Source organism: Verrucosispora sp. CNZ293 (assembly GCF_002754655.1).
Window position 1 is genome coordinate 461,093 of the sequence record NZ_PEFR01000001.1, and the last position, 22,180, is coordinate 483,272.

General features: G+C 67.4%; 24 protein-coding genes and 2 pseudogenes. 17 read left to right on the plus strand and 9 right to left on the minus strand.

Annotated features, from left to right (window positions below; all coding sequences use genetic code 11):
- Positions 1-133 precede the first annotated feature (133 nt).
- The 3 genes from CLT74_RS02075 to CLT74_RS02085 all read left to right on the plus strand — a co-directional run bounded on the left by CLT74_RS02075 (position 134) and on the right by CLT74_RS02085 (position 2,510).
- Positions 134-601: a hypothetical protein gene (locus tag CLT74_RS02075; RefSeq protein ID WP_099845026.1), complete on the plus strand. Its 468-nt coding sequence runs from the start codon at positions 134-136 to the stop codon at positions 599-601.
- On the plus strand, positions 594-1,508 hold the full coding sequence (locus tag CLT74_RS02080; RefSeq protein WP_486581909.1) for an alpha/beta fold hydrolase: 915 nt from the start codon (positions 594-596) through the stop codon (positions 1,506-1,508). Before CLT74_RS02075 ends, CLT74_RS02080 begins: the two co-directional genes overlap by 8 nt.
- Positions 1,509-1,682: 174 nt before the next feature.
- A complete protein-coding gene (locus CLT74_RS02085) occupies positions 1,683-2,510 on the plus strand; it encodes an alpha/beta fold hydrolase (protein WP_099845028.1) in 828 nt (275 codons plus the stop codon).
- Between the two features lie 138 nt (positions 2,511-2,648).
- Here the strand turns inward: CLT74_RS02085 and CLT74_RS02090 are convergent, their stop codons facing one another.
- Positions 2,649-3,377, minus strand: a complete 729-nt coding sequence (locus CLT74_RS02090) for a class I SAM-dependent methyltransferase (RefSeq protein ID WP_099845029.1) — start codon at positions 3,375-3,377, stop codon at positions 2,649-2,651.
- 102 nt (positions 3,378-3,479) lie between these two features.
- Positions 3,480-3,671: a hypothetical protein gene (locus CLT74_RS02095; protein WP_099845096.1), complete on the minus strand. Its 192-nt coding sequence runs from the start codon at positions 3,669-3,671 to the stop codon at positions 3,480-3,482.
- A 137-nt stretch (positions 3,672-3,808) separates the two neighbouring features.
- Here CLT74_RS02095 and CLT74_RS02100 point away from each other — a divergent pair, with 137 nt between their 5' ends.
- The 5 genes and pseudogenes from CLT74_RS02100 (at position 3,809) to CLT74_RS02120 (ending at position 8,868) form a co-directional block, all read left to right on the plus strand.
- Positions 3,809-4,483, plus strand: a complete 675-nt coding sequence (locus CLT74_RS02100) for an SMI1/KNR4 family protein (RefSeq protein ID WP_099845030.1) — start codon at positions 3,809-3,811, stop codon at positions 4,481-4,483.
- 248 nt (positions 4,484-4,731) lie between these two features.
- Positions 4,732-5,967 carry an IS110 family RNA-guided transposase gene (locus CLT74_RS02105; RefSeq protein ID WP_099851125.1) on the plus strand — a complete coding sequence of 412 codons (1,236 nt, stop codon included), beginning with the start codon at positions 4,732-4,734 and terminating at the stop codon, positions 5,965-5,967.
- Positions 5,968-6,024: 57 nt separating this feature from the next.
- Positions 6,025-6,291, plus strand: a pseudogene (locus CLT74_RS02110) (STAS domain-containing protein); the annotation flags it as partial.
- Between the two features lie 28 nt (positions 6,292-6,319).
- Complete coding sequence (locus CLT74_RS02115) at positions 6,320-6,775, plus strand: ATP-binding protein (RefSeq protein ID WP_158240172.1); 456 nt, start codon at positions 6,320-6,322, stop codon at positions 6,773-6,775.
- Positions 6,776-7,230: 455 nt separating this feature from the next.
- Positions 7,231-8,868, plus strand: a complete 1,638-nt coding sequence (locus CLT74_RS02120) for a hypothetical protein (protein ID WP_099845033.1) — start codon at positions 7,231-7,233, stop codon at positions 8,866-8,868.
- Between the two features lie 55 nt (positions 8,869-8,923).
- Here CLT74_RS02120 and CLT74_RS31035 read toward each other — a convergent pair whose 3' ends face one another.
- A complete protein-coding gene (locus CLT74_RS31035) occupies positions 8,924-9,343 on the minus strand; it encodes a DUF7144 family membrane protein (RefSeq protein ID WP_486581910.1) in 420 nt (139 codons plus the stop codon).
- A 663-nt stretch (positions 9,344-10,006) separates the two neighbouring features.
- On the opposite strand from CLT74_RS31035, the gene CLT74_RS30090 reads away from it, so the two are divergent.
- Together CLT74_RS30090 and CLT74_RS02130 are read left to right on the plus strand one after the other, a co-directional pair.
- A complete protein-coding gene (locus tag CLT74_RS30090; protein WP_143697018.1) occupies positions 10,007-10,171 on the plus strand; it encodes a hypothetical protein in 165 nt (54 codons plus the stop codon).
- Positions 10,165-10,413 (plus strand): hypothetical protein, encoded by a 249-nt coding sequence (locus CLT74_RS02130; protein WP_099845035.1) that lies wholly within the window; start codon positions 10,165-10,167, stop codon positions 10,411-10,413. Before CLT74_RS30090 ends, CLT74_RS02130 begins: the two co-directional genes overlap by 7 nt.
- A 101-nt stretch (positions 10,414-10,514) precedes the next feature.
- Here CLT74_RS02130 and CLT74_RS02135 read toward each other — a convergent pair whose 3' ends face one another.
- Complete coding sequence (locus CLT74_RS02135) at positions 10,515-11,162, minus strand: TetR/AcrR family transcriptional regulator (protein WP_099845036.1); 648 nt, start codon at positions 11,160-11,162, stop codon at positions 10,515-10,517.
- A gap of 417 nt (positions 11,163-11,579) precedes the next feature.
- Here CLT74_RS02135 and CLT74_RS02140 point away from each other — a divergent pair, with 417 nt between their 5' ends.
- The 3 genes and pseudogenes from CLT74_RS02140 to CLT74_RS02150 all read left to right on the plus strand — a co-directional run bounded on the left by CLT74_RS02140 (position 11,580) and on the right by CLT74_RS02150 (position 14,993).
- Positions 11,580-12,503 carry an SDR family NAD(P)-dependent oxidoreductase gene (locus CLT74_RS02140; RefSeq protein WP_486581911.1) on the plus strand — a complete coding sequence of 308 codons (924 nt, stop codon included), beginning with the start codon at positions 11,580-11,582 and terminating at the stop codon, positions 12,501-12,503.
- Between the two features lie 233 nt (positions 12,504-12,736).
- Positions 12,737-13,514, plus strand: a pseudogene (locus CLT74_RS02145) (transposase family protein).
- Positions 13,515-13,799: 285 nt separating this feature from the next.
- Positions 13,800-14,993 (plus strand): PP2C family protein-serine/threonine phosphatase, encoded by a 1,194-nt coding sequence (locus tag CLT74_RS02150; RefSeq protein ID WP_099845037.1) that lies wholly within the window; start codon positions 13,800-13,802, stop codon positions 14,991-14,993.
- A 61-nt stretch (positions 14,994-15,054) separates the two neighbouring features.
- On the opposite strand, the gene CLT74_RS02155 is transcribed toward CLT74_RS02150, so the two are convergent.
- Entirely contained in the window at positions 15,055-15,402 is a 348-nt protein-coding gene (locus tag CLT74_RS02155; RefSeq protein WP_486581912.1) for an STAS domain-containing protein, read from the minus strand.
- Positions 15,403-15,678: 276 nt separating this feature from the next.
- Between CLT74_RS02155 and CLT74_RS02160 the strand changes: the two genes are divergently transcribed.
- Positions 15,679-16,086, plus strand: coding sequence for a hypothetical protein (locus tag CLT74_RS02160; RefSeq protein ID WP_099845039.1), 408 nt, complete (start codon positions 15,679-15,681; stop codon positions 16,084-16,086).
- 444 nt (positions 16,087-16,530) lie between these two features.
- Positions 16,531-16,842, plus strand: coding sequence for an IS110 family transposase (locus CLT74_RS30095; RefSeq protein ID WP_143697020.1), 312 nt, complete (start codon positions 16,531-16,533; stop codon positions 16,840-16,842).
- 105 nt (positions 16,843-16,947) lie between these two features.
- Here the strand turns inward: CLT74_RS30095 and CLT74_RS02165 are convergent, their stop codons facing one another.
- The 4 genes from CLT74_RS02165 to CLT74_RS02180 form a co-directional block, all read right to left on the minus strand.
- On the minus strand, positions 16,948-17,145 hold the full coding sequence (locus CLT74_RS02165; protein ID WP_099845040.1) for a hypothetical protein: 198 nt from the start codon (positions 17,143-17,145) through the stop codon (positions 16,948-16,950).
- A 261-nt stretch (positions 17,146-17,406) separates the two neighbouring features.
- Positions 17,407-18,039, minus strand: coding sequence for an AAA family ATPase (locus CLT74_RS02170; protein ID WP_099845041.1), 633 nt, complete (start codon positions 18,037-18,039; stop codon positions 17,407-17,409).
- The gene (fxlM, locus tag CLT74_RS02175; RefSeq protein WP_099845042.1) at positions 18,036-19,277 is read right to left on the minus strand and encodes a methyltransferase, FxLD system; all 1,242 of its coding nucleotides are present in this window, start codon (positions 19,275-19,277) and stop codon (positions 18,036-18,038) included. The genes CLT74_RS02170 and fxlM overlap by 4 nt, the downstream gene beginning before the upstream one ends.
- A gap of 312 nt (positions 19,278-19,589) precedes the next feature.
- Entirely contained in the window at positions 19,590-20,306 is a 717-nt protein-coding gene (locus CLT74_RS02180) for a helix-turn-helix domain-containing protein (protein ID WP_486581913.1), read from the minus strand.
- Between the two features lie 687 nt (positions 20,307-20,993).
- Between CLT74_RS02180 and CLT74_RS02185 the strand changes: the two genes are divergently transcribed.
- Together CLT74_RS02185 and CLT74_RS02190 are read left to right on the plus strand one after the other, a co-directional pair.
- Positions 20,994-21,845, plus strand: coding sequence for a helix-turn-helix domain-containing protein (locus CLT74_RS02185; RefSeq protein WP_486581914.1), 852 nt, complete (start codon positions 20,994-20,996; stop codon positions 21,843-21,845).
- Positions 21,842-22,045: a DUF397 domain-containing protein gene (locus CLT74_RS02190; protein WP_099845044.1), complete on the plus strand. Its 204-nt coding sequence runs from the start codon at positions 21,842-21,844 to the stop codon at positions 22,043-22,045. Before CLT74_RS02185 ends, CLT74_RS02190 begins: the two co-directional genes overlap by 4 nt.
- Positions 22,046-22,180: the final 135 nt, after the last annotated feature.

Consider the following 22,180-nt stretch of genomic DNA (forward strand, 5'->3'; position numbering starts at 1 on the left):
GCCCTGCGATATCGGTCGTCAGGTAGCCGTCGTGCACCCCGTCGAGGCCAGCCGCTACTCAGGACGAGGACGACTCACTACTTGACATCTTTAGTCAAGTACTTGACGATAGGTGTCAAGTGAAGGGGGCGGCGTGCGACCGGGTAATGAGGAACTTGTCGGGCAGCTCATCAGGTTGATCGACATTCGGCTGCTCGACCCGCTCGAGATCCTGGTCGACGGCCACCACGCCATCGACTCGCTGCGGACCGTCGTCCATGAGCAGGCGCACTCGTGGGCCACCACGATGGTCAGCGGCGACGATCAGGCAGCTTATGGCGTGATCATCCGAGCGATCTCGACGCTCTCTCCCAGCGATGGCCCATTCAACCCACCTCTCGACTGGTGGCGCACCCCACTCGGCCAAATCGTCGCGCGAAGGGTTGGCCACCCCACCGCCGAATCGGTGTCGTACGCGGTGGCCGGCGCCATGCTCGGCATCACCCGTCAGGGCGTCCATGACCTGGCCTCCCGCGGCAAGCTCGCCCGCCATGCCGAGGGTGGCGTGCTGTCCGCCGCTGTCCGCGACCGACTACTCCAGGAAGGAACCCGACGTGCCTGACCCCCTCGTCAGCTCCGGCCGCGTGCCGATCGCATACCGCGACTTCGGCGGATCCGGACGCCCGTTGCTGCTTCTGCACGGCGCGGGTGGCAACCTCGTCCAGATGACGACGCTGGCCGAAAAGTTACGGCCGGCACACCGGGTGGTCACCGTCGACCTGCGCGGCCACGGGCGCTCCGGTGACGGCCCGTGGCAATGGGACGATGTGCTGGACGACTTGGCCGCCGTCGCCGACAGCCTCGGTCTCGACCGTCCCGCAGTGGTCGGCGTCTCCCTCGGTGGGATTCTGGCCGCGCTCTGGGCACAGCGCCAGCCGGAGTGCCCCGGCGCCGTCAGCCTGGATGGCAATCCAACGCTGAGCCGCCCGGAGCAACTCGCCGGGATGGACCCAGGCCAGGCGGCGACGGAACTCGCCAAGCTGCGTGCCGCCTTCGACGGAATGGCCGCGATGCTGGCCGAGCCGCTCACCGCCGAACAGTTGACCGCTGCCCTGGCGGGGCAGCAAGCGATGGCCCAACGGTACGGTGCCGATCCGGATGACTGGGTGGCGGCCTTCGAACGTAACCTCGTGCCGTGCGACGACGGCAGTAGCCGGCTACGACCCGGACCGGAGTTGACCGGGCAGATGCGGGAGGCGATGGGAACGCTCGACCTGGTCCCCGCCTACCGGGATACCCGGTGCCCCCTGCTTCTCGTCCTCGCCACCGAGGACCTCCCCGAGCAAGGACCGTTCCACGAGCTGTACGCCACCTACCGCCGGGCCACCACCGAACGCCTCGCCACTGTGGGCAATCCGTACCTGCGGGTACTGCATCTGGCCGGCGCTAGCCACGCGATGGTCGCCGAACGCCCATCAGAACTCGCCGCCCTCATCACCGACTTCCTCAGCGAGGCGGCTCACCACTGAGCCGAACCGAAGGCGGGCGTGTCAAACACTTGCGCGTCCGCTTGACCGACGTTCTGCATCTCGGCCGGCGGTTGCGCCACCTCGGCTGATCCCGCCTCACGAACACAGTGAAAAGTGCGCACATCTGCCGCACCCCGCGCGGTTGGTGCTCCAGCCGGATGGCAGGGTTCTTGCATGTCGGAGGACAAGATCGGTTGGCTAAGTCGGGAGCTGGCGGTGCCGGGGGTGGCGCTGGCCGTGTACGACTCAGGCGTGCCCGGGCAAGTCATCCTCTTTCTGCATGGGCTTGGTGGATACGCGTTGGAGTGCTCTGCCGTCGCGTCGCGCCTGGGCAACGAGCACCGGGTGGTGAGCCTTGACCAGCGTGGTCATGGATCGAGCACCACGCGTCCGGATGACCTCAGCAGGGCGGCGTTCGTCAGCGACGCCGTGGCCGTGATCGAGAACCTAGATGTGGGTCCGGTCATGGTGGTCGGCCAGTCCTTCGGAGCCCACACGGCCCTCCTTCTGGCAGCAAGTCGCCCAGAGCTGGTGTCGGCGCTCATCCTCGTCGAGGGAGGCGTGGGCGGCGGCGGGCAGGAGGCAACCAACGAGGTCATCGACTGGTTCGCATCGTGGCCGACCCCGTTTGCCGACACAACGGCCGCCGCCACGTACTTCGGCGGGGGGAGGGCAGGTGAAGCCTGGGCGGCAGGTCTGGCGCCATCCGCCACGGGACTGGTGCCCCGCTTCGAGCTCGAGGTCCTCCAAGAGGCGATCCATGCAGTCAACGCCGAAGCGCGGTGGGCCGATTGGGCGGCTATCAGCACGCCAACCCTGCTCGTCAAGGGCGAGCGAGGTTTCCTAGAGCAGGCCGAAGCGGACGAGATGCTGGCAACCAACCCCATGGCCGCCATGATCGTCATCGACGGGGCCGGCCACGACGTTCACTTGGACTCTTCCGAACAGCTTGCCGCCGCGATCTCAACATTCGTCGGCGAAATCGAATCCCGCACCACTTGATCGACCGCCGTCCGCAGCAGCACCCGTGCGTTTACCGGATTTGCCGCAGACCGGGCGTCACGGAACGCAGCCGCTGCTCATGGGCAGGCGCGAGGACACGCCTGAGAAGGGTGCGTCCATCGTTCAGTGTTGGTGTGGTCAGTGCGTTCGTTGCGCCACGAACACGTACTCCCGCCCAGGGCGGTCTGGGGCCTCGCGGACGTCGATGGTGGTGAAACCGTTGGTCACCAGGGTCTCCTCAACGTCTGTTCGACTGCGGAACCTGAGGGTGGAGTCCGACTCCACCGAGAAGCCGTCAGAGGCGAAGGTGTACGTGTACCGGAAGGAGACATATGGCAGCGCCACCCTGGTGACTTCCATGCGCCGTTGGACCTCACCGATGCCAGGAAGGTTTCGGGTGACGGGGTCAGTGTCAACGACCCATTCCTCCCAGGCGCGGCGCTGCGGGCGTCTCGTCTCGAACACGAGGTGGCCGCCGTCGCGTAGCGCGCCATGGATGCCCTGGAGTGTCGCGCTCCAGTCATCGTCGTCAAGGAAGACTTGAGCCACGTTGCCGGTCATCAGCGCGATGTCAGCTGACAGCGCGGGGAGCGTCGTGGCATCCCCGTGGAGCCAGGTGACCGATGCGGCGCCGGGTTTGGATACCGCCACGTCGAGGGAGGCAACGGCGGGATCAACGCCGGTCACATGTCGTCCGCTTCTTGCCAGCAGGATGGCCAGGGATCCGGTACCGCATCCGATGTCGAGCACGTGTCGGGCGTCGAACTCGTCGACGATGCGAAGATATGCGTCGAGGTCCGCGCGGTCGCCATCGAACGCATCGTAGACAGGCGCGAGGCGCGGGTGGGCAAAGATCGCGTCGGGCATGGCACAGAACCGTAGCGATACGGAATGTCCGCGACCGGCAATAACCGACGCGGTTGCGATACCGCTCATGCCGCACCGAACGCGGCGGCCTGGTGTACTGCGTTACCGCTTCTGTGCTCGGTACTCGCGGAGCAGCGCCGTGATCTTGGCGTAGTCACGGGCGCCGCCGTTCAGCTCATTGAGCAACTCGTCTGGGCAGAGCTCATAAAGGTCGCCCCACCACCGGCAGGCCCGGTTGTCCCAGATCCGGTAGCCGCCGTCAACGCCCCTCGCCACGTACCTTCGCCTCGCCACCGGTGGCAAGGTAGCAATGTCGTTACCCGACTGCATGCGGATTGCGGCCACCCAGTTCGGCACGCTCATCTAGCCGCAGGTCGCGCGCTGGTCCGGGGACCGGTGCCGGGAGTCAGTAACAGTGGCACACTTCGCTCGTGAACGCGACGGAGGCAGTCGGCCGGCTCTCGGAGATCCTGGAATCTCTCGCGGCACAGGGCTTCGACACCCGACCGCTCGTGGTCGATTCGCCGGCTTCACCGAGCGAGGTCGAAGCGGTAGAAGACCAACTGGGGTGCAGGCTACCGATGTCGTTGCGGCACTGCCTGACGACCGTCGCCAGCCGCGTGGAACTCGCCTGGTTCGCACCGCCCGAGCACACCTTCCCTGATCCATTCCACGAGATCTTCTCCGGAAACCTATGTTGGTCACTCAACGGCCTGCCTGAGTTGATGACGGCAGTTCGAGGGTGGGCTGACAACGTGTTCCCGGATCCGAGTGACCCCTACGACAGGGTCTGGCATCACAAGCTGCCATTCATGGAGGTCGGCAACGGCGACTATCTGGCGCTGGACTTGAACGAGGACGCGTACGGGCGCGTCGTCTATCTCAGCCACGACGATGGTGAAGGCCACGGCCGGACGATGGCTTCCTCCTTCGAGGAGTTGCTCGTTCGCTGGATCCCTCTGGCCTGTCCGGGTGCCGAAGACTGGCAGTGGCTGCCGTTCTGCCCACGATCAGACGGGGGCCTTGACCCCTCGTCTGCGAGAGCCCACGAGTGGACTGCGCTTGTCCAACTCAAGAACGGCCCGTCCGCAGTCCAGGAAGTGTGAACGTCCGGATCTCATAGGTTCTTGTCAGCCTGCGGATGCAGGATGGCTGCTGGAGCGGTCGGCGGGTCAGCACTCTTCGGATCTGACCCTGGTGAGGTCTTGCGGCAGACCGTGCGCCCGCTGGTCGTGAGGAGATGCAACGGCTGATGGGATGACGTGCCCTGGTTAGGTACCGGTGAGCACTGGACTATGAGATCGCTGTCGTCTCCTCCGCGCTATCACCCGCACTGCCCATGGTGGAGGACGAGATGATTTGGATAGGAGACGACTGGGCCGAGGACCACCACGACGTCGAGCTGCTCGACGACGACGGACGGCGGATCGCCCGGGCCCGGCTGCCGGAGGGCCTTGAGGGAGTTGCCCGGCTGCACGCGCTCATCGCCGAGGCGATGCCGGCATCCTGGGCCGAGCTCGACCCGACGCAGGCAGCCGACCGGGTCTGTGTCGGCATCGAGAGCGACCGCGGTACCTGGGTACAGGCACTGCTCGGGGCGGGCTACCGCGTCTATGCGATCAATCCGATGTCGGTTGCCCGGTACCGGGAACGGCACTCCACCTCCGGCGCCAAGTCCGACGCCGGCGACGCCCACGTCCTGGCCGAGATCGTTCGCCTGGACCATGCCCACCACCGTCAGGTCGCCGGTGACAGCCCAGCCGCCGAAGCAGTCAAGCTGGTGGCCCGCGCACACCAGAACTTGATCTGGGACCGCACCCGCCAGGTGCTACGGCTGCGCGCCGCGCTGCGGGAGTTCTTCCCCGCCGCCCTTGAGGCGTTCGACGACCTCACCGCCAGCGACGCTTTGGAGCTGCTGGACCGGGCACCCGACCCCGACCGGGCCGCCCGGCTACCCCGGCTGACGATCGTTGCCGCGCTACGGCGTGCCGGGCGCCGCAAGCTCGACGCCAAGGCCGACACGATCCAGCAGACGCTGCGCCGAGACCAGCTCCGCCAGCCCGGCCCGGTGCAACACGCCTACGCGGCGATCGTGTCCAGCCAGGTCCAGATCATCAACATCCTCAACGTCGAAATCGCAGAGTTGGGGCAGGTGTTGGCCGAGCATTTTGGCCGGCACCGCGACGCTGACCGCTACTTGAGCCTGCCCGGCCTCGGCCCAGTGCTCGGCGCCCGGATCCTCGGCGAGTTCGGCGACGACTCCCACCGCTACACCGACGCCAAATCCCGCCGCAACTACGCCGGCACCTCACCGATCACCCGCGCTTCCGGCAGCCGCCGGATCGTGCTGGCCCGCTATGCCCGCAACCGGCGACTCGCCGACGCAGTGCACCAGTGGGCGTTCTGCGCCATGCGCGGCTCACCCGGCGCCCGCAACTACTACCAATCCCTGCGCCAGCGCGGCACCGGCCACCAAGCCGCCCTACGACAGCTCAGCAACCGCCTCGTCGGCATCCTCCACGGCTGCCTCAAGACCGGCACCACCTACAACGAAGCCACCGCCTGGGCCCACCTTCAACCCACCACTTGACAAAACAGAACATGGGATGTCTGCCGCCAGTACAGCCCACCGGGGGTCCGGGTCGCCGGGGAACTCGACTATCGCGACCAGTCGGTGTTGGAGCAGGCGTTGGCGGAGTCGTGTCGGCTGGACCGGCATATCAGCGTGAACCTGAGCGGCTTGGCCTACATCGACGCCACATGCGCCGCCACTATCGTGCAGACCGCGTTGCGGCTGCCGGCTTCCCGCCGGATGACCGTGTGGTGTCGCGGGGTGCCGGCGAAGATGATCGACCTCGTTGGGGCGCGTGACGCGCCCCGGTTGCGGGTAGTAGCCGCCCATGACCAGCCCTGACTCGTCGATCCATGCCGGGTCAGGTCCGATGCCGACGCATGTCCCGGAGGCGGTCGCCGTGGACCACCAGTTCGACGTCAACGGTCTATACGCGCTGCGGGCCGCACTCACTGCGCACGCCGATCATCTCGGTGCCACCTCCGATGAGGTCGACCAGTTGCTCATCATCGGTGGAGAACTAGCCACCAACGCAGTGCGCCACGGCGGGGGTCGAGGGAGGCTGCGGCTGTGGCGCGTGGGACGGCAACTCTACTGCCAGGTCACCGACGAGGACGGTGGCATGACTGACCCGGAGGCTGGTCAGATCGCGGCAGCGCCGACGGCGCTTGGCGGGCGCGGTCTATGGATTATCAGGCAGCTGGCCGACAACGTTGTTATCGACACCGACCGACACGGCACCACGGTCACCATCGCCATCAGCCTCGCCAACCCTGTTGACGCCAGCATCGAGGACAGGGAACTCGGCACCGAGCACACCGCGTAGACAGACGCGGAGTGACCACGGTTTGGACAGCCGCCGGCCAACGAAGGCACCTCCACCAAAGCATGCCCGTCCTCACCCACACCAACCCGGGGATGCGCGCCTGTTCCGGTGGGCGGGCATCTGGTCCGTTAACGGGTTGAAGCATGCGGTCCAGAGCGGGACGGCCCGCCTTCGGTGTGTGGTGACGGGGCGACGGTCCTCAACCGGAAGCACTGCCGACGGCAGCGGTTGTCCGTCGCCCCGTCGCCAAGGGGCTGCCGCCACGCCTGCTGGCCTTGCGTGAGCAAGCAGCGGAGCAGGCCCGTCGTGTCACCCGGGGCGCGGACAGCAGAGGAACGCCGCCGGTGTGGGCCGCACCGGTGGTGATGTCGGTTCCGGGGAATGCCGACCCGTCGGCATCGGCCCGTGCGACGTTGGTTTCACCCTGCGGACTCGGGGTAAAGGAGCGAGGCGGCGTGCAGATCAAGTCGAGCCGGTTGCGGTGGTTGCTGGTGCTCGGCGCGGTGCCGCCGGCGATCGAGGCGGCAATCCTCGTCGGTGTCGGGCTCCCAGCGGCTCGTGCTCTTGCCCCACAGGCCACCGCGGTCTGGCCGTACGACACGTACCATGATCTGCGGTGGTTGCTGGTCTACCACAACTCGTGGCAGACGTTCGTCCTTGGTCTGTTGGCCGTCATCGTGATCCGTGGCCTGCTCTCCGCCGGGCTGACCGCGTTGGCATGGCCGCCGACGGTGGACCGTCCTGCGCTGAGATGGTTCGTCTGGCGCAACGCGCGGGTCACCATGCTCGCCATGCTGATCATCTCGCCGTGGGCCGCGCTCTCGATCGGCTTCTCATCGGTCGCGCTGTCCTGGTATCTGATCGCCTCGCTGCTGCCGATGCTGTTGCTCGCCCCGTTCCTGCAACGAGCGGGAGTGTCCGCCAGCTGGTGGCGAGGGCTGCCCACCATCGAGCTGTTCGGCTGGTCGTTGCTGAACTTCGCCGTCCTGACCGTCGCCGGTGCGCTCATCTCGGCCGCACCCGGCTGGTGGTCGGTGCTGGTGGCCCTGGCGGCCGGCGCGGTGAACGGGCTGCTCTGGGGGCAGACCGTGGGCGCGGCCGTGCAGCCCGCCCGGGTCCGCTGGCGCCGGGTGCCGGTGGCACCGATCGCCGTCCTGATCGTGCTCGCCACGGCAGTGATGTCGGAATCGGTGATCGGCGTCGCGGCCGGGCAGCAGGGCGAGTGGGGGCCACCCATCGTCACGCAACGGCTTCCCGACCGCGTCCCGCAGGCGGTGATCGTGCTCGGCGGGCACAACTCCCGATGGTCCGGCGTACCGCCGACCGATCCCCGGGTCGAACGCTTCTCCTACCGAGGACTTGACGGTGAGGGCCGCCCACTGCCGTACGACCCGCGCGACACCCACCGGTCCCTGGACTCCAGCGCGGCGATCCTCGCGGCTCAGGTCGAGGCGCTGCACCGGCGCACCAGACGACCGATCGCCCTGATCGGCAAGAGCGAGGGAGCGATGGTGGCACGCAACTACCTGGACAACTACCCGAGGGCAAGGTCCCCGGTGACCGACGTGATGCTGTTCAGCCCGCTGGTCCGTCCGGGCAGCGTCTACTACCCGCCGCCGGGCCACTCCGGCTGGGGATGGGCCGCCGGCTGGGAACTACGCGCCCTCACCGTGCTGGCGAACCTTCCCAGAAATGTGAAGACCAGCCCGGACGAACCCTTCGTCCGATCGCTGCTCATCGACGCGCCGTTCTACCGAAACCGCGTCCTGTGCCCGGTGCCGGGAGTGCGCATGATCGCTTTCCTGCCGACGGTCAGCGCCATCGAGGCGCCACCCGGCGAGTACAGCCACATACCTGTCTTCCAGGTGCCCTCCTTCCACACCGGCGTGATCGGCCGGCCGGCTTCCCACGCCCGCGCGGTCGACTTCCTCTCCGGCGACTCACTCCACATGCCCAGACGGGAATACGGCGTGCTGCAACGGCTGGGCGCGGCCTGGCAGGCGCCACCGCTGGCACTGTCACTCAACCCGATCTGGTCAGCAACACGGGAAGGCGACCCCTCCTCCAGCGGACGCATCTGCCAGTCACGATGATTCACTCCTCCAGGGGGGTCCGCGCCTTACGGCCCGCCGCAGGCAACGTCGACGGCTACCACCGCCGCTGAGCGAAGCCGTCGCGGATCAGCAGCCAGACGGCCCCGACGCCCAACCCAGCCACCAACAGCACCCGCACGGGAGCATAGGCGAACAGGAGCGCACTGACCGCCACCGCAGTCGCGGTACAGCCGATGGCGAACAGCGTCGCCCAACGCCGGCCCGTCAGCACGGCAACCCCAGCCACCACGACGGCGGCGCTGACCACCAGCTGCAACCACGCCCAACCGGCGATGTCGATCTCGTGTACTCCGTGCTCGGTCACGACCACAAAGGCACTCTCACCCGTATGGGGATAGGAGGCGACCCCGTCCATCAGACCGGCGCCGACCAGCAATGCGCTCGCAAGCCATGGCCGACGACGCCCAGGAAACCTCACCCGCTCCGTCCGGGCCACCCCCGGGTCAGATCGCACCCTCCCACCCTACGAGGCCAACCGCCAGCACACCCACCTTCCCGCCAGAGCGTCACACCCCGGGCGTAGCGGCGCGCTACCTGACCGCCGTGCCCGACCGCCTCGACCAGCCGCTGACCGCGGTCAGCGACACCCTGTCGGCGGGGCCATCACCGATCTGCGGCACTTGCTCGACCTGCTCAACCGGGACCGCGACACCGAGACCAGGGTGTCAGCCACCGGTAATCTCGAGTCGCTTGTGAGCAGGTCTGGCGCGACGGCCAGCCGGTGGAGTTCACCTCGGAGGATGAGCCGTCGGCACCGAGCGGCGCCGCCGCCTACCGGGTCGTGCAGAAGGCCCTCACCAAGCCCTCAAGTACGCCCACGGCAGCCGTACCCTGGTCCAGGTGCGATACGGCGAGCGAGAGACTGCACTGGAGGTTGTGGTACCTACGGCCCGGTTGTGCCGTCCGTCGTTTCCGGCGGGAGCGGGCGGGGCCTGCGCGGGCTGCGCGACCGGGTTGAGCCGCTCGGCGGCGAGTTCAGCGCGGACCGGCGATCGGACGGCGGATTCGCCGTCCGGGCCCGCATCCCCGCCGGGAAGAGCAGCCGCTCGGCCGCCGCCGCACGGAGCGGCCGCATGAAAGCGCGCTCTGGCGGGTCTACTTTCATCGCTCCGGGGAGATGCTCGGTGCGGCGCTGGACGCCGTGGCCGACCGGGCCATGCTCGGTCGGGTCGCCGGCACGGCGCACATCGTGATGGTGCTCGGCATCGTCGCCACCGCGATCGGCCACGAGATCGTGCAGCAACACCCCCTCGACCGGCCTACCCGGTATGGATTGTGTTGATCCTGGGTGGCCCGGCGCTGTTCCTCTACGGTCGGATCCGCCTGGAGCGGGTCGTGTTCGACCGGCTGTCCCGCCGCCGCGTCGTCGCGATCGTCACCCTGGCCCTGGTCATGTTCCCGCTCGCGTTCACCAACACGCTGATCGCCTCCATCGCCGCCGCTGCGGTCCTGGCGGGTGTCGCCGTGGCTGACACCCGCCACTCCGCCGTGCGCCCACCGGAGACACCGTCACCTCCCGCCTGAGCGGGAACGCCCCTTCTTCGCCGATCCGTCGAGACGACAGTGCCGATACTTCGGCCGGACCTAAGCGATGTCTCGTAACTCGATTCCCGTGCTGGGCCTGGTCAGGTGAGACGTATCCCGTCGAGGAGCATGGTCAGGCCTCGCTCGTAGTACTCCTGCTCGTCGGGAAGTCCGAGGAAGAAGTCGGCGGTTTCGGTCAGGTGGGGGTAGTCCTGCGGGGAGAGTGACTTCAGCCGCGCGCGCTTGGCGGTGAGCAGGGACTCTCGCTGGGCCGGGTCGGCGACGGCGGTTTCACCCGGCTGGCGGATCACCAACCCGATCAACGCGTTGAGCAGGAAGATGCTCAGCTGGGCTGCGGCCACCGGCGAGTGCCCCTCGGCGCGCAGCAGTCCGATGACCCGCTCGGCCAGATCGATGCCGGCGTCCGTGCGCAGGAAGCGGAGGGGGGTGATCTCGGCGAGGGCGGGGTGCGCGCGCAGGACGCGCAGCAGGGCCGCCATCACTGTAGGCAGGTCGGGCTTGCCGCCGGCGGTCAGCTCCATTTCGCCGAGGATCCGCTCGACCAGCGCGTCGAGCAGGGCATCCTTGTCCTTGAAGTGCCAGTACAGCGCCATCGGGGTGACGTTCCAGGCGGCGGCGACCCGGCGCAGCGTGACGGCGTCGAGTCCGTCGGCGTCCGCGATGGCGAGGGCGGTGGACAGGAGCTCGCCGCGGTTGAGTCGCTCGGTGGCTGGGGGTCGGGGTGACATGAGACTCACTATATCTTGTAAACGGCGCTGTTGACGATCGAGCAAGGAAGCTCTACCGTAGATATACGTAGTAAATTTACGTCATATAGTAGAGGGTGGACATGGCTTAGACGTCCTCGACCGGCACCACGTCGGGCCCCGGTGACCGCACGGCGGAGAAGTTCCTCGCCGACGCTGAAACGTCGCCACGACGCTGCGTCACCCAGCCTGATGGCCCGACGAAAATCTGACCGGCCTCTGATGCTGGCCCTCGACGAATGCGACGAGGCCTCGATTGGCCGCGGGCTGTGACGGCGGCGACCGACCGTTTCGGCCGGTTCCACGTCGTCAACAAGGCGGGCAAAGCGATCAACGACGTGCTCGTAGAAGCGATACGCATCACCGGCACGTCGAAAGTCTTCAACAAGGGAGAATCTTGTGACCCACACCATTGTCATGACCGGCGCGACTCGCGGGTTCGGCCGTGTTGCCGTCGAGCGCATCCTCGAAGGTGATGCTGAGGCGCACCTCGTGCTCCTGGCCCGTGGTGCCGCGGGAGCTGAGCTCGCCGCTCATCTCGGCCAAAACGGACGCGCCGTGACATCAATCCCGACGGACCTGTTGTCAGTGGGCAGCATCCGCGAAGCGGCTGACGAGCTGATCCAACGGCTCGATACGGGAGATCTGCCACCGCTGCGCGGATTCATCGGCAACGCCGGCCTGCTTTACACGAATAACGTCACGGAGAGCCCGGACGGATTCGAAGCGACATTCGCCGTCAACGTGCTCGCCAATCACATCATTCTCCGCCTTCTGCAAGATCGATTTAAGGTGCCGTCACGGATCGTTCTCACCGTCAGCGACGCTCACTTCGGCGACTTCCGCCACAACGCGGGAATGATGCCTGCGCCATCATGGCAAGACCCGGCCAGCCTGGCCCGCACTCGCGCGTTCCCGAAGGCCGACACCGTCACCGCGGGAGGGACCGCTTACTCCACCAGCAAGCTTGCCGCGATATACCTCATCCACGAGTACGCACGACGTTTGCCACAGGGCGTCGACATTGTCAGCTACAACCCCGGGTTCGTGCCCGGTACCGGCCTGAGCCGCGATGCAGGCGCAGCTGTCCGGTTCGTGGGGCGATGGATCATGCCACTGATGACGCTGACCCCGATGGCGTCGAGCCAGAAAGTCGCCGGCCAGCACCTCGCCGACGTCGCGCTCGGACGCATCCCGGCACCTTCCGGTTCCTACATCGACCGCACACGAGTAGAGCGCTCGTCCAAGGAGTCCTACGACCCTGACCGTGAACGACAGCTTTGGGAGACCGTAGAAGACCTGTGCCTCTCAGTAGCATCCTGAGGGACACCCCGACGTTTCAGTGGATGCGTTAAGCGTGGTCTGTCGACCGCCCGGCGAATTGCCCGAGTAGCGTCGACGACGGCGTAGGGCGCGTCACTGAACCCCGCTCCGGTGGCATTGTGAAGAATGCCGGCAGTGGTGACCCGCCCGCCGGTTGCGTCAGCATCGGTCATTCAAGCGATATCTCGTAACCCGGTGACGGTCCGCCTCGGACGGCGGGTGATCATCGATGGGTGCAGGTGATCTCAGCCTCTCGCTCAGAGTTGATCCACCCGTTCACCGGCCTGCAGCCGGCGCAGTTCCGCCGCCTCGTGCGCCTGGTCGCCCAACGCGGCGGTGACGCCATCACCGACGGGCGACCGGGCCGGCCGTGGGCGCTGACCCTGCCCGACCGCGTCCTGCTGGTGGCTGTGTACTGGCGCACGAATCTGACCATGCGCCAGCTCGGCCCCCTGTTCGGGGTTTCTCACTCGGCAGCGCACCGGGTCATCGATACCCTCGGGCCGCTACTCGCGTCGGCGCCGGTACGCCACCGACGAAAGACCAGGTCGCGAACGTGGACGGCACCCTGATCCCGACCCGGGACCACCGGCTCGCCGCGCAGAGCAAGAACTACCGCTACTCGACCAACCTGCAGGTGGCGATCGATGCGAACACCCGCCTGGTCATCGCCCTGGGCGACCCACAACCCAGCAACCGTAACGACACGATCGTGTACCGCAGCAGCGGCATCAACACCCAACTCGCCGGTCGCGAGGTGTTGGCTGACGGCGGCTACCGCGGCAACCCCGACGTGATCATGCCGTACCGCAAGCCCCGTGACGGCAACGAGTTACCCGAGTGGAAGCAGGACTATAACGCCGGGCATCGCAAAGTCCGGGCCCGTGTCGAACATGCCCTGGCCGGCTCAAGACCTACAAGATCCTGCGCGACTACCGTCGCGCCGCCCGGACCTTGGCCCTCACCGCATCCGGAATCGCCCACCTGCACAACATCGCTCTGTCCAGTTGACTGGAAACCAGTGGCGGATAACGCCTGCATCGACTTACGAGACATCGCTTAGCGTCGGGTCATGTGCAGCCGAGTGACGGTTCAGCCACGAGGGAGAACCCGTCGGGTCGCAGCAACGTAGCTCGCCGGCACCACGGAGCAGATCGCGCCGATCGACTCCACCACGGTGGGCCTCGGCCTGCCCTACAGCACCATCGCCTTTACGCACGGTGCTGGATGGTGGAGCACCCGCGTACTCTGACCAGTCGGGCGGCCCCGAGAGGGCAGGGGCGAAGGTCGGTGGGCATGAGTGAGCGGGACGCACTGCGAGGTCTTCTGGGACAGTCGCACCACGCCCGGCCGGAGGACCTGCCGGGAATGGCACGGTGGGCCGCCCGGCAACTCGGTGCCGACGACATGGTCCTCTACCTGGTCGATCACGAGCAACGTCAGCTGCTTCCCCTGCCGGGTCCGGACGCGCCGCACCGGGAACCGCTGACCGTTGAGGGAACCTTGGCCGGCCGGGCGTTCAGCATGCTGCGCCCCGTCGGCGGCCCGGTGGACGACGGTGTGCGGCTGTGGTTGCCGCTGCTCAACGGTCTGGAGCGGATGGGCGTCGCGGAGGTGGTCGCCGCGGCTGCCGTGCCCGACTCCGCGGTGGCGGCGTTCGAGGCGGTTGCCGCTCTGCTCACCGAGATTGTGATCACGCGGTCGCACTACAGCGACACGATCGAGCAGGTTCGCCGACAGGCGCCGATGCGCCTCGCCGCCGAGATGCTGCGCGCCCAACTCCCACCGCTCACCTTCTCCACCGGCAACATGATCATCAGTGGGATCCTGGAGCCCTGCTACGACGTGGGTGGCGACGCCTTCGACTACGCGGTCAACGGCGACATTGCCCACCTCGCCCTGTTCGACGCCGTCGGGCACGGCTCCGGTGGCGGGATGCGCGCCGTGATCCTCGCCAGCCTGGCCCTGGCCGCGTATCGCAACGCCCGCCGGAGCGGGTTCGACCTGGTCGAGACGTACCACCACATCGACAACGCGGTGCGGGACCACGACCGACGCGGGCTGATCACCGGGATGCTGGCCGAACTCGACCAGCGCACCGGCCGGCTACGGGTCATCTCCGCCGGACACCCGGGCGGGCTGGTGATCCGGCGAGGGAAGGTCGCCACCGTCCTGCCCACTCCCACCGCCCTGCCGGTGACCCTCGGCGACCGGCGTCCTCCGGTGGTCGTCGAGGAAGCCCTCGAACCCGGTGACGACGTGCTCTTCTACACCGACGGCATCATCGAGGCCCGGTCGGCCGACGGGGAACTGTTCGGCACCGAGCGGCTGGTCGACTTCACCGTCCGGGCCCTGGCCGACGGACTTGCGCTACCTGAGACCGCCCGCCGTCTCGTCCACGCGATCCTCGCCTACCAAGACGACCAACTCCAGGACGACGCCACCGTACTCATGGTCCGCTTCCTTGAGCCCACGACAGGCCGCGGCTGACTATCCCACTGTCCCAGCGCCACGCCGGCAGCCCTCGCAATGACACCCCAGCCTCGCGCCTTCAGAACGCGGCAGGTGGCGGATCTGCCACCCGACCGAGCATCTGCATGATGCCGGTCATGTCGAGGACCCGGCGAACCTGCCCAGCGGCGTTGACCAGAGTGAGATCCACGCCCCGGCCGGCCGCGTGATGGTACGCGCCGACCAGCGTGCTGAGCACGGTGGAGTCGATGAAGGTCACCTCCGCCAGGTCCACCTCCACCATCGCGGCCTGGGCGATCGTCTCGTGCAACAGGTCGTCGAGCCGGTCGGCGTCCGACATGTCGATCTCACCCGACAGGGCCACGACACGGCGAGCGGCACCGACGTCGACACGCCATTGCCAGGTCTTTTCCGGAGCCACTCTCACCGTCCCTCGTTCGCGGTCGGTCCGCCGGACAGTCGCGCTGTCACCGAGGCGGCCGTCCGCCGGCAAGCTAATCCTGCTGTCGTCAGGGCTGACAGGTGCCAGGCCACGAACGGTATCGGGCAACCAGTCGACTGAGCTATCGCCCGGTGTCGTCATGCACCTCACTCATCCGGACACGGCATGCGGCCCGACCTAGGTTCGAAAACGCGTGTAAGAGCAGAAAGAACGGGAAACGCCTCGCCGAAAACCTCGGGCACACTGCGAGGAGGGAAAGAGATGACTACATCTAACTCGCCGGCGCGCGGCTCCGGCAACTCACCCGACCAACCCGCAGGCACACGGTCAGGCAAACGGGCCACTGCGGCGAAGACCAGCGCCGCCGCCACATTCGCCCTGGTGTTCGGGGTCGCCGCCCTCATCTGCGTATTAACCGCAATCCTGGCGTCAGTGGGACTAGTGCTCGGCATCCTCGGCATCATCCTCGGCATCATCGGCCTACGGATGACCCGCCAACCGAACGTCACCGGCCGGGGCCTCGCCGTTGGCGGACTGGTACTCAGCATCCTCGCCGTCCTGATCGCCATCGCCTTCGCCGCCGGCCTCACCACCTTCCTCAACAACGAAAACGCGGTGAACCGACTCGAACGCCAAGTCGAGGACCTACGTGACAAACTACCCCGCTGACCGCCGGGGACAGTCTGCGCTCACTGCCCGCCTTCGCCTTGCAGACGGCTTTCCCGCCCTCGGACTACTGAGCCGATGGAGGAGTTAAGGGCGTTACACGTCGGTTCCTCACGTACACCTTCCGTCTCGCTTGCCGAACCTGGGCCGTCTGGCAGTACCAACCCATCCCGGCGTTGTCGAGGCCGCTTCCCGCTCTCCCGCGCGTTCCCGCAGTCAGGCTGCCCTACCTTTCTGGGTGCGCCCCGGTCCTCCGGAATGATCGGGAAGCGCAGGCGGGGTCGGGATGGCTTTCAGGCTGGCTGCCCTCGATGGCTCAGGAGGCTTGGCCCCCGGCCCCGCACCCTTGTCCTGACCGCTGATTAGGCACTGCGATTGATCGCTATGTAGGGCGTTGACGGCGGGGCGGGGACGCACCGATACGACGGACCTGAAAGCGAGGCATCGATGGCGGTAGCCGTGGGTGTGGACGTGGCCAAGGACTTTCACTGGGCCGCGGTCGAACTGACTGACTCGGGCGAGCTGTTGCTGAGCAAGAAGATCGACAACGACCCGGCGAGTATCAACGAACTGATCGGCTACCTGCTCAGTGCCCAGGCCGTCGCATCAACGTGCTGCACGCACTCCTGCGAACCCGCCAGCCCTACCAGGCCGACTACGCCACTGCCGCTTGACAAAGACATTAGGCAGCCTCCAGCTCCACGCCTGCTGCTACGACGGCAGACGGGTGAAGGTCTCCCACCTCCACTCGATCGATAGCGCCTCGTGGCGCACCGCGCCGTTCCACCACCTCCTGACCACCTGATCCAGAACCAGAATCGTACGCATGTTCGATCGCGTTGTGGGTGGCTGGCGGGATGGAGGTCACTCGCAGCGGTCCTCGGCGCCCCTGCCGTACTGCTCACAGCAGTCGGGACGGTGCCGGTAGACCCGCAGGTCGTCTCCCTGCCGGTGAGCCAACTCAGTGGTGATCTCGTACAGGCAGGCTCGCCAGACGACGGTCTCCCCGCCACCGGCGACGACCTGCCCGTCGCCGGGCCCGCCGCGCAGCAGCAGCTTCATTCCTCCGACGCTAGACATCCCGCCCCGTCGAGAGCGACAGATCGGGGGCGAACCGACTCCGGCCAACCCATCGAAGCGTGCTCAGGGCTGCCGTGCTCGTTGATGTCGAGTAGGTGCTGCTCAGGATGGCGTGCCGGATGCGGATTCAGGTGGTGGGTGGGGATCGTGGTCGGAGGGACACGACCCGGCCATCGGCCGTCGACCGCGCCGGCTCCGTGGCCTGAGCGGGTTCCGGAGGGCGTGAGTCCGAACGATGTGTCATCAGGCCGTTGCGGTGGCGGTAGCGGCTTGGTCGGCTTTGCGGGCGCAGTGCGGGCATCGTCGTGGGCAGGGTGTCTGCGGGACGACGGTGGTGAGGCCGCTGGTGTGCAGGATGGTGGTGACCGTCTGCTCGAAGGTGCTGGTCTCGCCGATGACGGTCTCCCCGGGGATGCCGAGCAGGTCGCGGTGGGTGTACCAGCTGCGCATGTGTTCGGGGGTGACGGACATGGGTTCGTCGCGACGGAGATGGCGGCGGACGGTCTCGTCGAAGGACACGTCGAGGTAGAACACGGCGACCGGGCCGGCGTGGTTGTCGATGAGCTGATGGAGTACGCGGGCGTAGCGTTCGGTGTGCAGGATGCCTTCGAGGATGACGTGGTAGCCGAGGTCGAGGGCGGTGCGGGCGGTCGCGGTGATGAACGTCGGGGCGACCGGGTCGATGTGGGCACTGTCGTGTTCCCGGAGCACGGTTCTGCGCAGGTAGTCCTGTTCGAGCAGGGCCGCACCGCGTCCGAAGCGGCGGCGTACCTCGCGGGCGGTCGTGGTCTTCCCGCTGCCGGAGTTTCCCCGAATGATCACCAGCGTAGGCGAGCCCGGGGAATTGCGTTCAATGTGCGACGGGTCGGAGGTCATCGCGCCTCCCCGGAATTGGGCCAGGTGACGGTGATCGTGGTGTGGCGGCGGGTTGCGAGCAGCTGGGGTCGGTCGGGTGCGGGCGGGTGTGTGCCGGTGGGGTGCACGGTGATGGTCGGGCCGGGGCCGTGCCGGTGGTCGTGTTCCCAGACCGTGATGAGGTTGAGCATGTCGGCGGTGAGGGTGTCGGCATCGGGTCCGAAGCCGTGGGCGCCGAACTGCCAGGTGGTGTCGTCGAGCTTTCGTATCGCGAGGTAGGCGAAGCTGTCGGTGGTGAGCAGGGTCGGGCAGACGAACCGGTCTTGCGGGTCGACCAGGCCGGCGGCGCGTTCGTGGTTCACGGCGAGAGTGCCGAAGGGTCGGGTTTGGCTGGCCAGCCACAGGTGCAGCGACTCGAAGGAAGAGCCTTCGTGCATGGTGATGGTGACCGGTGACCAGGCTTCCCGCCGCGGCGAGTGCAAGGCGGAGGCGAGTGCGTTCGGGTTCACTTTGGTGGTGGTGTCGTCCAGGGTCACGACGATGTCGTCGCCGTGCAGGAGCAGACGGCGGGTGGGTTGGCGTCCGTCGCCCTGCATCGGTACGAACCCGCATTGCAGTGCGGCGGTGGCGAGGAGATGGTCCTCGTGGCGTCGCAGGGTGAGGCACCGGGTCATGCCGCGTATCCGCAGCGGCACGATGAGAACACCGGCCGGGGTGAGTTGGTCGAGCCAGGCCGGTGGAAGGTCCGGTGTCTCCACGGTGACGATGATGGCGTCATACGGGGCGCTGGGCGGGTGTCCGTACTCGCCGTCGCCGTGCACCACCGTGACCTGCTGGTAGCCGGCCCGGTCCAAGCCGGTGCGGGCGCGGTCGGTGACGTCGGCGTCGATGTCGACGGTGACGACGGTGACGTCCGGGCCGACGATGTCGGCGATCAGCGCGGCGTTGTAGCCGCCGGAACCGACTTCAAGGACCCGGGCGTCGGGTGCCAGCCTGGCTTGCTCCAGCATGTAGGCCTGCAGCCACGGCGCGGAGATCGAACTCGTCGCGCGTCCGTCCGGGCCGCGACTGGTGATGACAACGTCGTCGGCGTACGCGGCGTCGATGCTGACGCCGTCGGTCGCGAACAGATGTCGCGGCACGCGGCGAAACGCCGCCTCCACCGCCGGCGAAGTGATCCACCGGCCGGCGAGGAGCTGCTCGACGAGCTGGGCGCGGGCCTCATCGGCGGAGACGGTGTCGAGCGCGGAACCAGCCATGGGTTGACCTCCGTGAGCGAGCGTCGGCGGGGGTGCGCGGCGACAATATCGGGCGCATGTGACAAAACGCGCACGGGGTGGAGTCGCCTTATGGGAAAGTCCCTGACCTGGAGCGCGTCAGTGCACCGATGACGGATGCGGCGGATGTCCTACGGGGCAGGCGGTTCTGCCGCACCTTGGGCATGTTGCGGTCGCGAACGGGTGGTGGCGCTGGTGCAGCTCGGCGGCGGTGGTGTGAGTCAGGGTGCCGCGCAGCGTGGGGATTGGGCGATGCATCGCGGCCCTTCCTCTCGTCTCGGCGGTTGGCGGCTGTCAGGACGCTGGTCGTATGCGGTTCGCGTGGTGGATCGGGGTGGCGGTGGGCCTGAGGGTGGCAGGCGGGTGGTCATGTGCGCCGGGAATGGGGTCTTCGGGGTTGTCGAGAAGTAGCCAGAAGCGGGCTTTGGCGTGGCTGTCGGCGGCGGTGAGGGCCTGGTCCAGCACCGATTGCTCGTCGAGCGCGGGGGTGCTCTGGTGCTCCCAGCTGGAGACGGCTGCGATGGTCAGGACGAGGTGTTCGGAGAACGCGCGCAGGCTCATTCGTAGCGCTTCGCGTAGCGCGCGGACCTCCCGTGGGGTCCACCGGCCGACGACGGCCGTCCCGCATCCGCACGCAGCTGGACGGGCCAGGACTGGAGAGGTGGGCGGGGCTGTTGGTGTCCCGGCCTGCTGGCGTCCCTGGTCGCGTGCGTGATCTCGTTGTGCTTGGAAGTTCTGTACGAGCGCCTGGACCTGGTCCGACATGGCCAGCAGTGCTCCCCGTGCGCCCAGGGCAGCGTCGGCGTTGCGCCAGAAGACGCGGGTGGTGTGGTCCCGGCCGACTTCGACGTTGGCGATCTGGCTTCGGGAGTAGCGAATGAGCTTGGCGAGATCGACCTGTCGCAGCCCGGCGACGGCACGCCACTGGGCCAGGTGCCGGCCAAGTTCTTTGCGTGCTTCGGCTATGTGGCTAGGGGTGATTCCACCTACGGTGTCGAAGTGGCGCGGCACCGGAGGCATGTGCCGGGCCAGATGTGGGGGCCGTGGACTCTGGGCAGGGATCATGGCCGCTGCCGCTGCTGCCCGATCCGACGAACTGAGGCGTCGTCGACAGGCCCCGGCGCACTGATCGGGGCCAGACTGCCTGGCTTGATGACGCCGGGGTCGATCGGCTTGCGGATTGGTCCGGTCACCACTGCGAGGAGACCGGGTGACCCGACATCGTCGCTGGCCCTGGTGACCACCTCACTGGCGCTCGGCGCCGTCCGTGTCAGGCCGCACTGAGGGCGAGACATCGCGCAGGCGTGGGTAGGTACCAGCGCTGTCGTCATCGCGATCCGCCTCTGGTGGCCAGATCCGCCGCTTGCGCTTGGGACGCGGGGATCCTTTCCGCCTCCCACGACCCTGAGCCGAGCGGGCAGTGCGCCTGGCTGATCGGCATGCCGCATCCCGGGCACCATCGCTGCGCACGCTTGAACAACGCGAACCCCGCTGCGAAGCCCACCAGCAGCGCCGCACACACCGCGATCCCTACTAGGAAGCCCACTGTGTACCTCCCCGACCTGATCGAGCGCTGATGGCAGACGTTCGCCGACCGACAGCGGACTAGTCTTAGGCGTTCCTAGTCTTGCAGTCCGGACTAGATCCAGACAAGTTGTGTGGCCGAGGTTGTTCGTGGAGATGTGACATGCTGTCCTGGTGCCAAACTGGCCTACTCTGAGACGTAGACGGCTCGCGCGAGAGTTGAGCAAGTTGCGTGAGTCCATCGACATGACGATTGAGGAAGCTGCGGCGAGCGCAGGGATTTCCCCGTCGCACCTCTCGCGGGTGGAGCGTGCGCTCGTCGGCGTTCGGGCGCCGGCGGTGCGGGCGTTGCTGCAGACCTACGGCGCGAATGCCTCCACCACGGCCGACCTACTCGACGTGGCCCAGGCGTCCACACAGCGTGGATGGTGGCATCGATACGCGGGAAGCATCCCCGACGAGTACGCGACCTACATCGGATTCGAGTCCGATGCCACCAGGATCTGGAACTTCGAGCTGATCTCGATCCCCGGCCTGTTGCAGACCGAGGGGTACACCCGATCGAGCCTGCACGGCGGCGTCGCTCGCCTCACCGACGAGGAGATCGAGCGGCGAATCGAGATTCGCCTGCGTCGACAGGCGCTGCTGTACCGCGATGATCCGCCGGCGCTGTGGGTCGTTCTCGACGAGGCCGCGATCCGTCGGCAGGTCGGCGGCGCGGCAACGATGGCCGAGCAGATGAAGCATCTCGCCACCATCGCGGCCCTGCCGCACGTCGACGTTCAGATCGTGCCGTTCGGAGCGGGCGCCCATCCCGGCGCCCCCGGAGGCTTCGTGATCCTCGGGTTCACCGACCCTGCCGACCGCGAGGTCGTTTACATCGAGACGATGGCCGGTGATCTCTACCCTGAAGGCGACGCCGAGGTGCGGAGCGTGACTCAGGCGTTCGACCGGCTGAGGGCGATGGCGCTCAGCCCGGATGACTCCGCATCGATGATCCGGGACGTGGCAAGGGAGCTTTCATGATCGACTTCAGTCGTGCCGTCTGGCGCAAGAGCACCAGAACCCAGCAGAGTGGCCAATGCGTCGAGGTGGCGAGGGTTGGTGAGGTGATCGGTGTGCGGGACTCCAAGGACCAGAACGGTCCCGTGCTGGCGTTCACGACCGGAGAGTTCGCCGCGTTTCTCGACGGGGCAGCCAAGGGAGAGTTCGACGACCTTGTCTAGAAGGACTAGCTGCGGCTGACCGATGTCGCCCGCTTGCTGAGACGCCCGGCTCGGGCCGTCGGGCCGGGCGTTCTCACTTCCACAACGACGCGCAAGCTGGGCGGGAAGGTCGCCGGCATGCGCCGGGTGGATCGA

Excerpts from the sequence above, each read along its gene's own strand:
- CLT74_RS02085 (WP_099845028.1), top strand. The coding sequence starts at position 1,683 with ATGTCGGAGGACAAGATCGGTTGGCTAAGTCGGGAGCTGGCGGTGCCG.
- CLT74_RS02090 (WP_099845029.1), bottom strand. The coding sequence starts at position 3,377 with ATGCCCGACGCGATCTTTGCCCACCCGCGCCTCGCGCCTGTCTACGAT.
- CLT74_RS02105 (WP_099851125.1), top strand. The coding sequence starts at position 4,732 with ATGATTTGGATAGGAGACGACTGGGCCGAGGACCACCACGACGTCGAG.
- CLT74_RS02115 (WP_158240172.1), top strand. The coding sequence starts at position 6,320 with ATGCCGACGCATGTCCCGGAGGCGGTCGCCGTGGACCACCAGTTCGAC.
- CLT74_RS30090 (WP_143697018.1), top strand. The coding sequence starts at position 10,007 with ATGCTCGGTGCGGCGCTGGACGCCGTGGCCGACCGGGCCATGCTCGGT.
- CLT74_RS02135 (WP_099845036.1), bottom strand. The coding sequence starts at position 11,162 with ATGTCACCCCGACCCCCAGCCACCGAGCGACTCAACCGCGGCGAGCTC.
- CLT74_RS02150 (WP_099845037.1), top strand. The coding sequence starts at position 13,800 with ATGAGTGAGCGGGACGCACTGCGAGGTCTTCTGGGACAGTCGCACCAC.
- CLT74_RS02160 (WP_099845039.1), top strand. The coding sequence starts at position 15,679 with ATGACTACATCTAACTCGCCGGCGCGCGGCTCCGGCAACTCACCCGAC.
- CLT74_RS30095 (WP_143697020.1), top strand. The coding sequence starts at position 16,531 with ATGGCGGTAGCCGTGGGTGTGGACGTGGCCAAGGACTTTCACTGGGCC.
- CLT74_RS02165 (WP_099845040.1), bottom strand. The coding sequence starts at position 17,145 with ATGAAGCTGCTGCTGCGCGGCGGGCCCGGCGACGGGCAGGTCGTCGCC.
- CLT74_RS02170 (WP_099845041.1), bottom strand. The coding sequence starts at position 18,039 with ATGACCTCCGACCCGTCGCACATTGAACGCAATTCCCCGGGCTCGCCT.
- fxlM (WP_099845042.1), bottom strand. The coding sequence starts at position 19,277 with ATGGCTGGTTCCGCGCTCGACACCGTCTCCGCCGATGAGGCCCGCGCC.
- CLT74_RS02190 (WP_099845044.1), top strand. The coding sequence starts at position 21,842 with ATGATCGACTTCAGTCGTGCCGTCTGGCGCAAGAGCACCAGAACCCAG.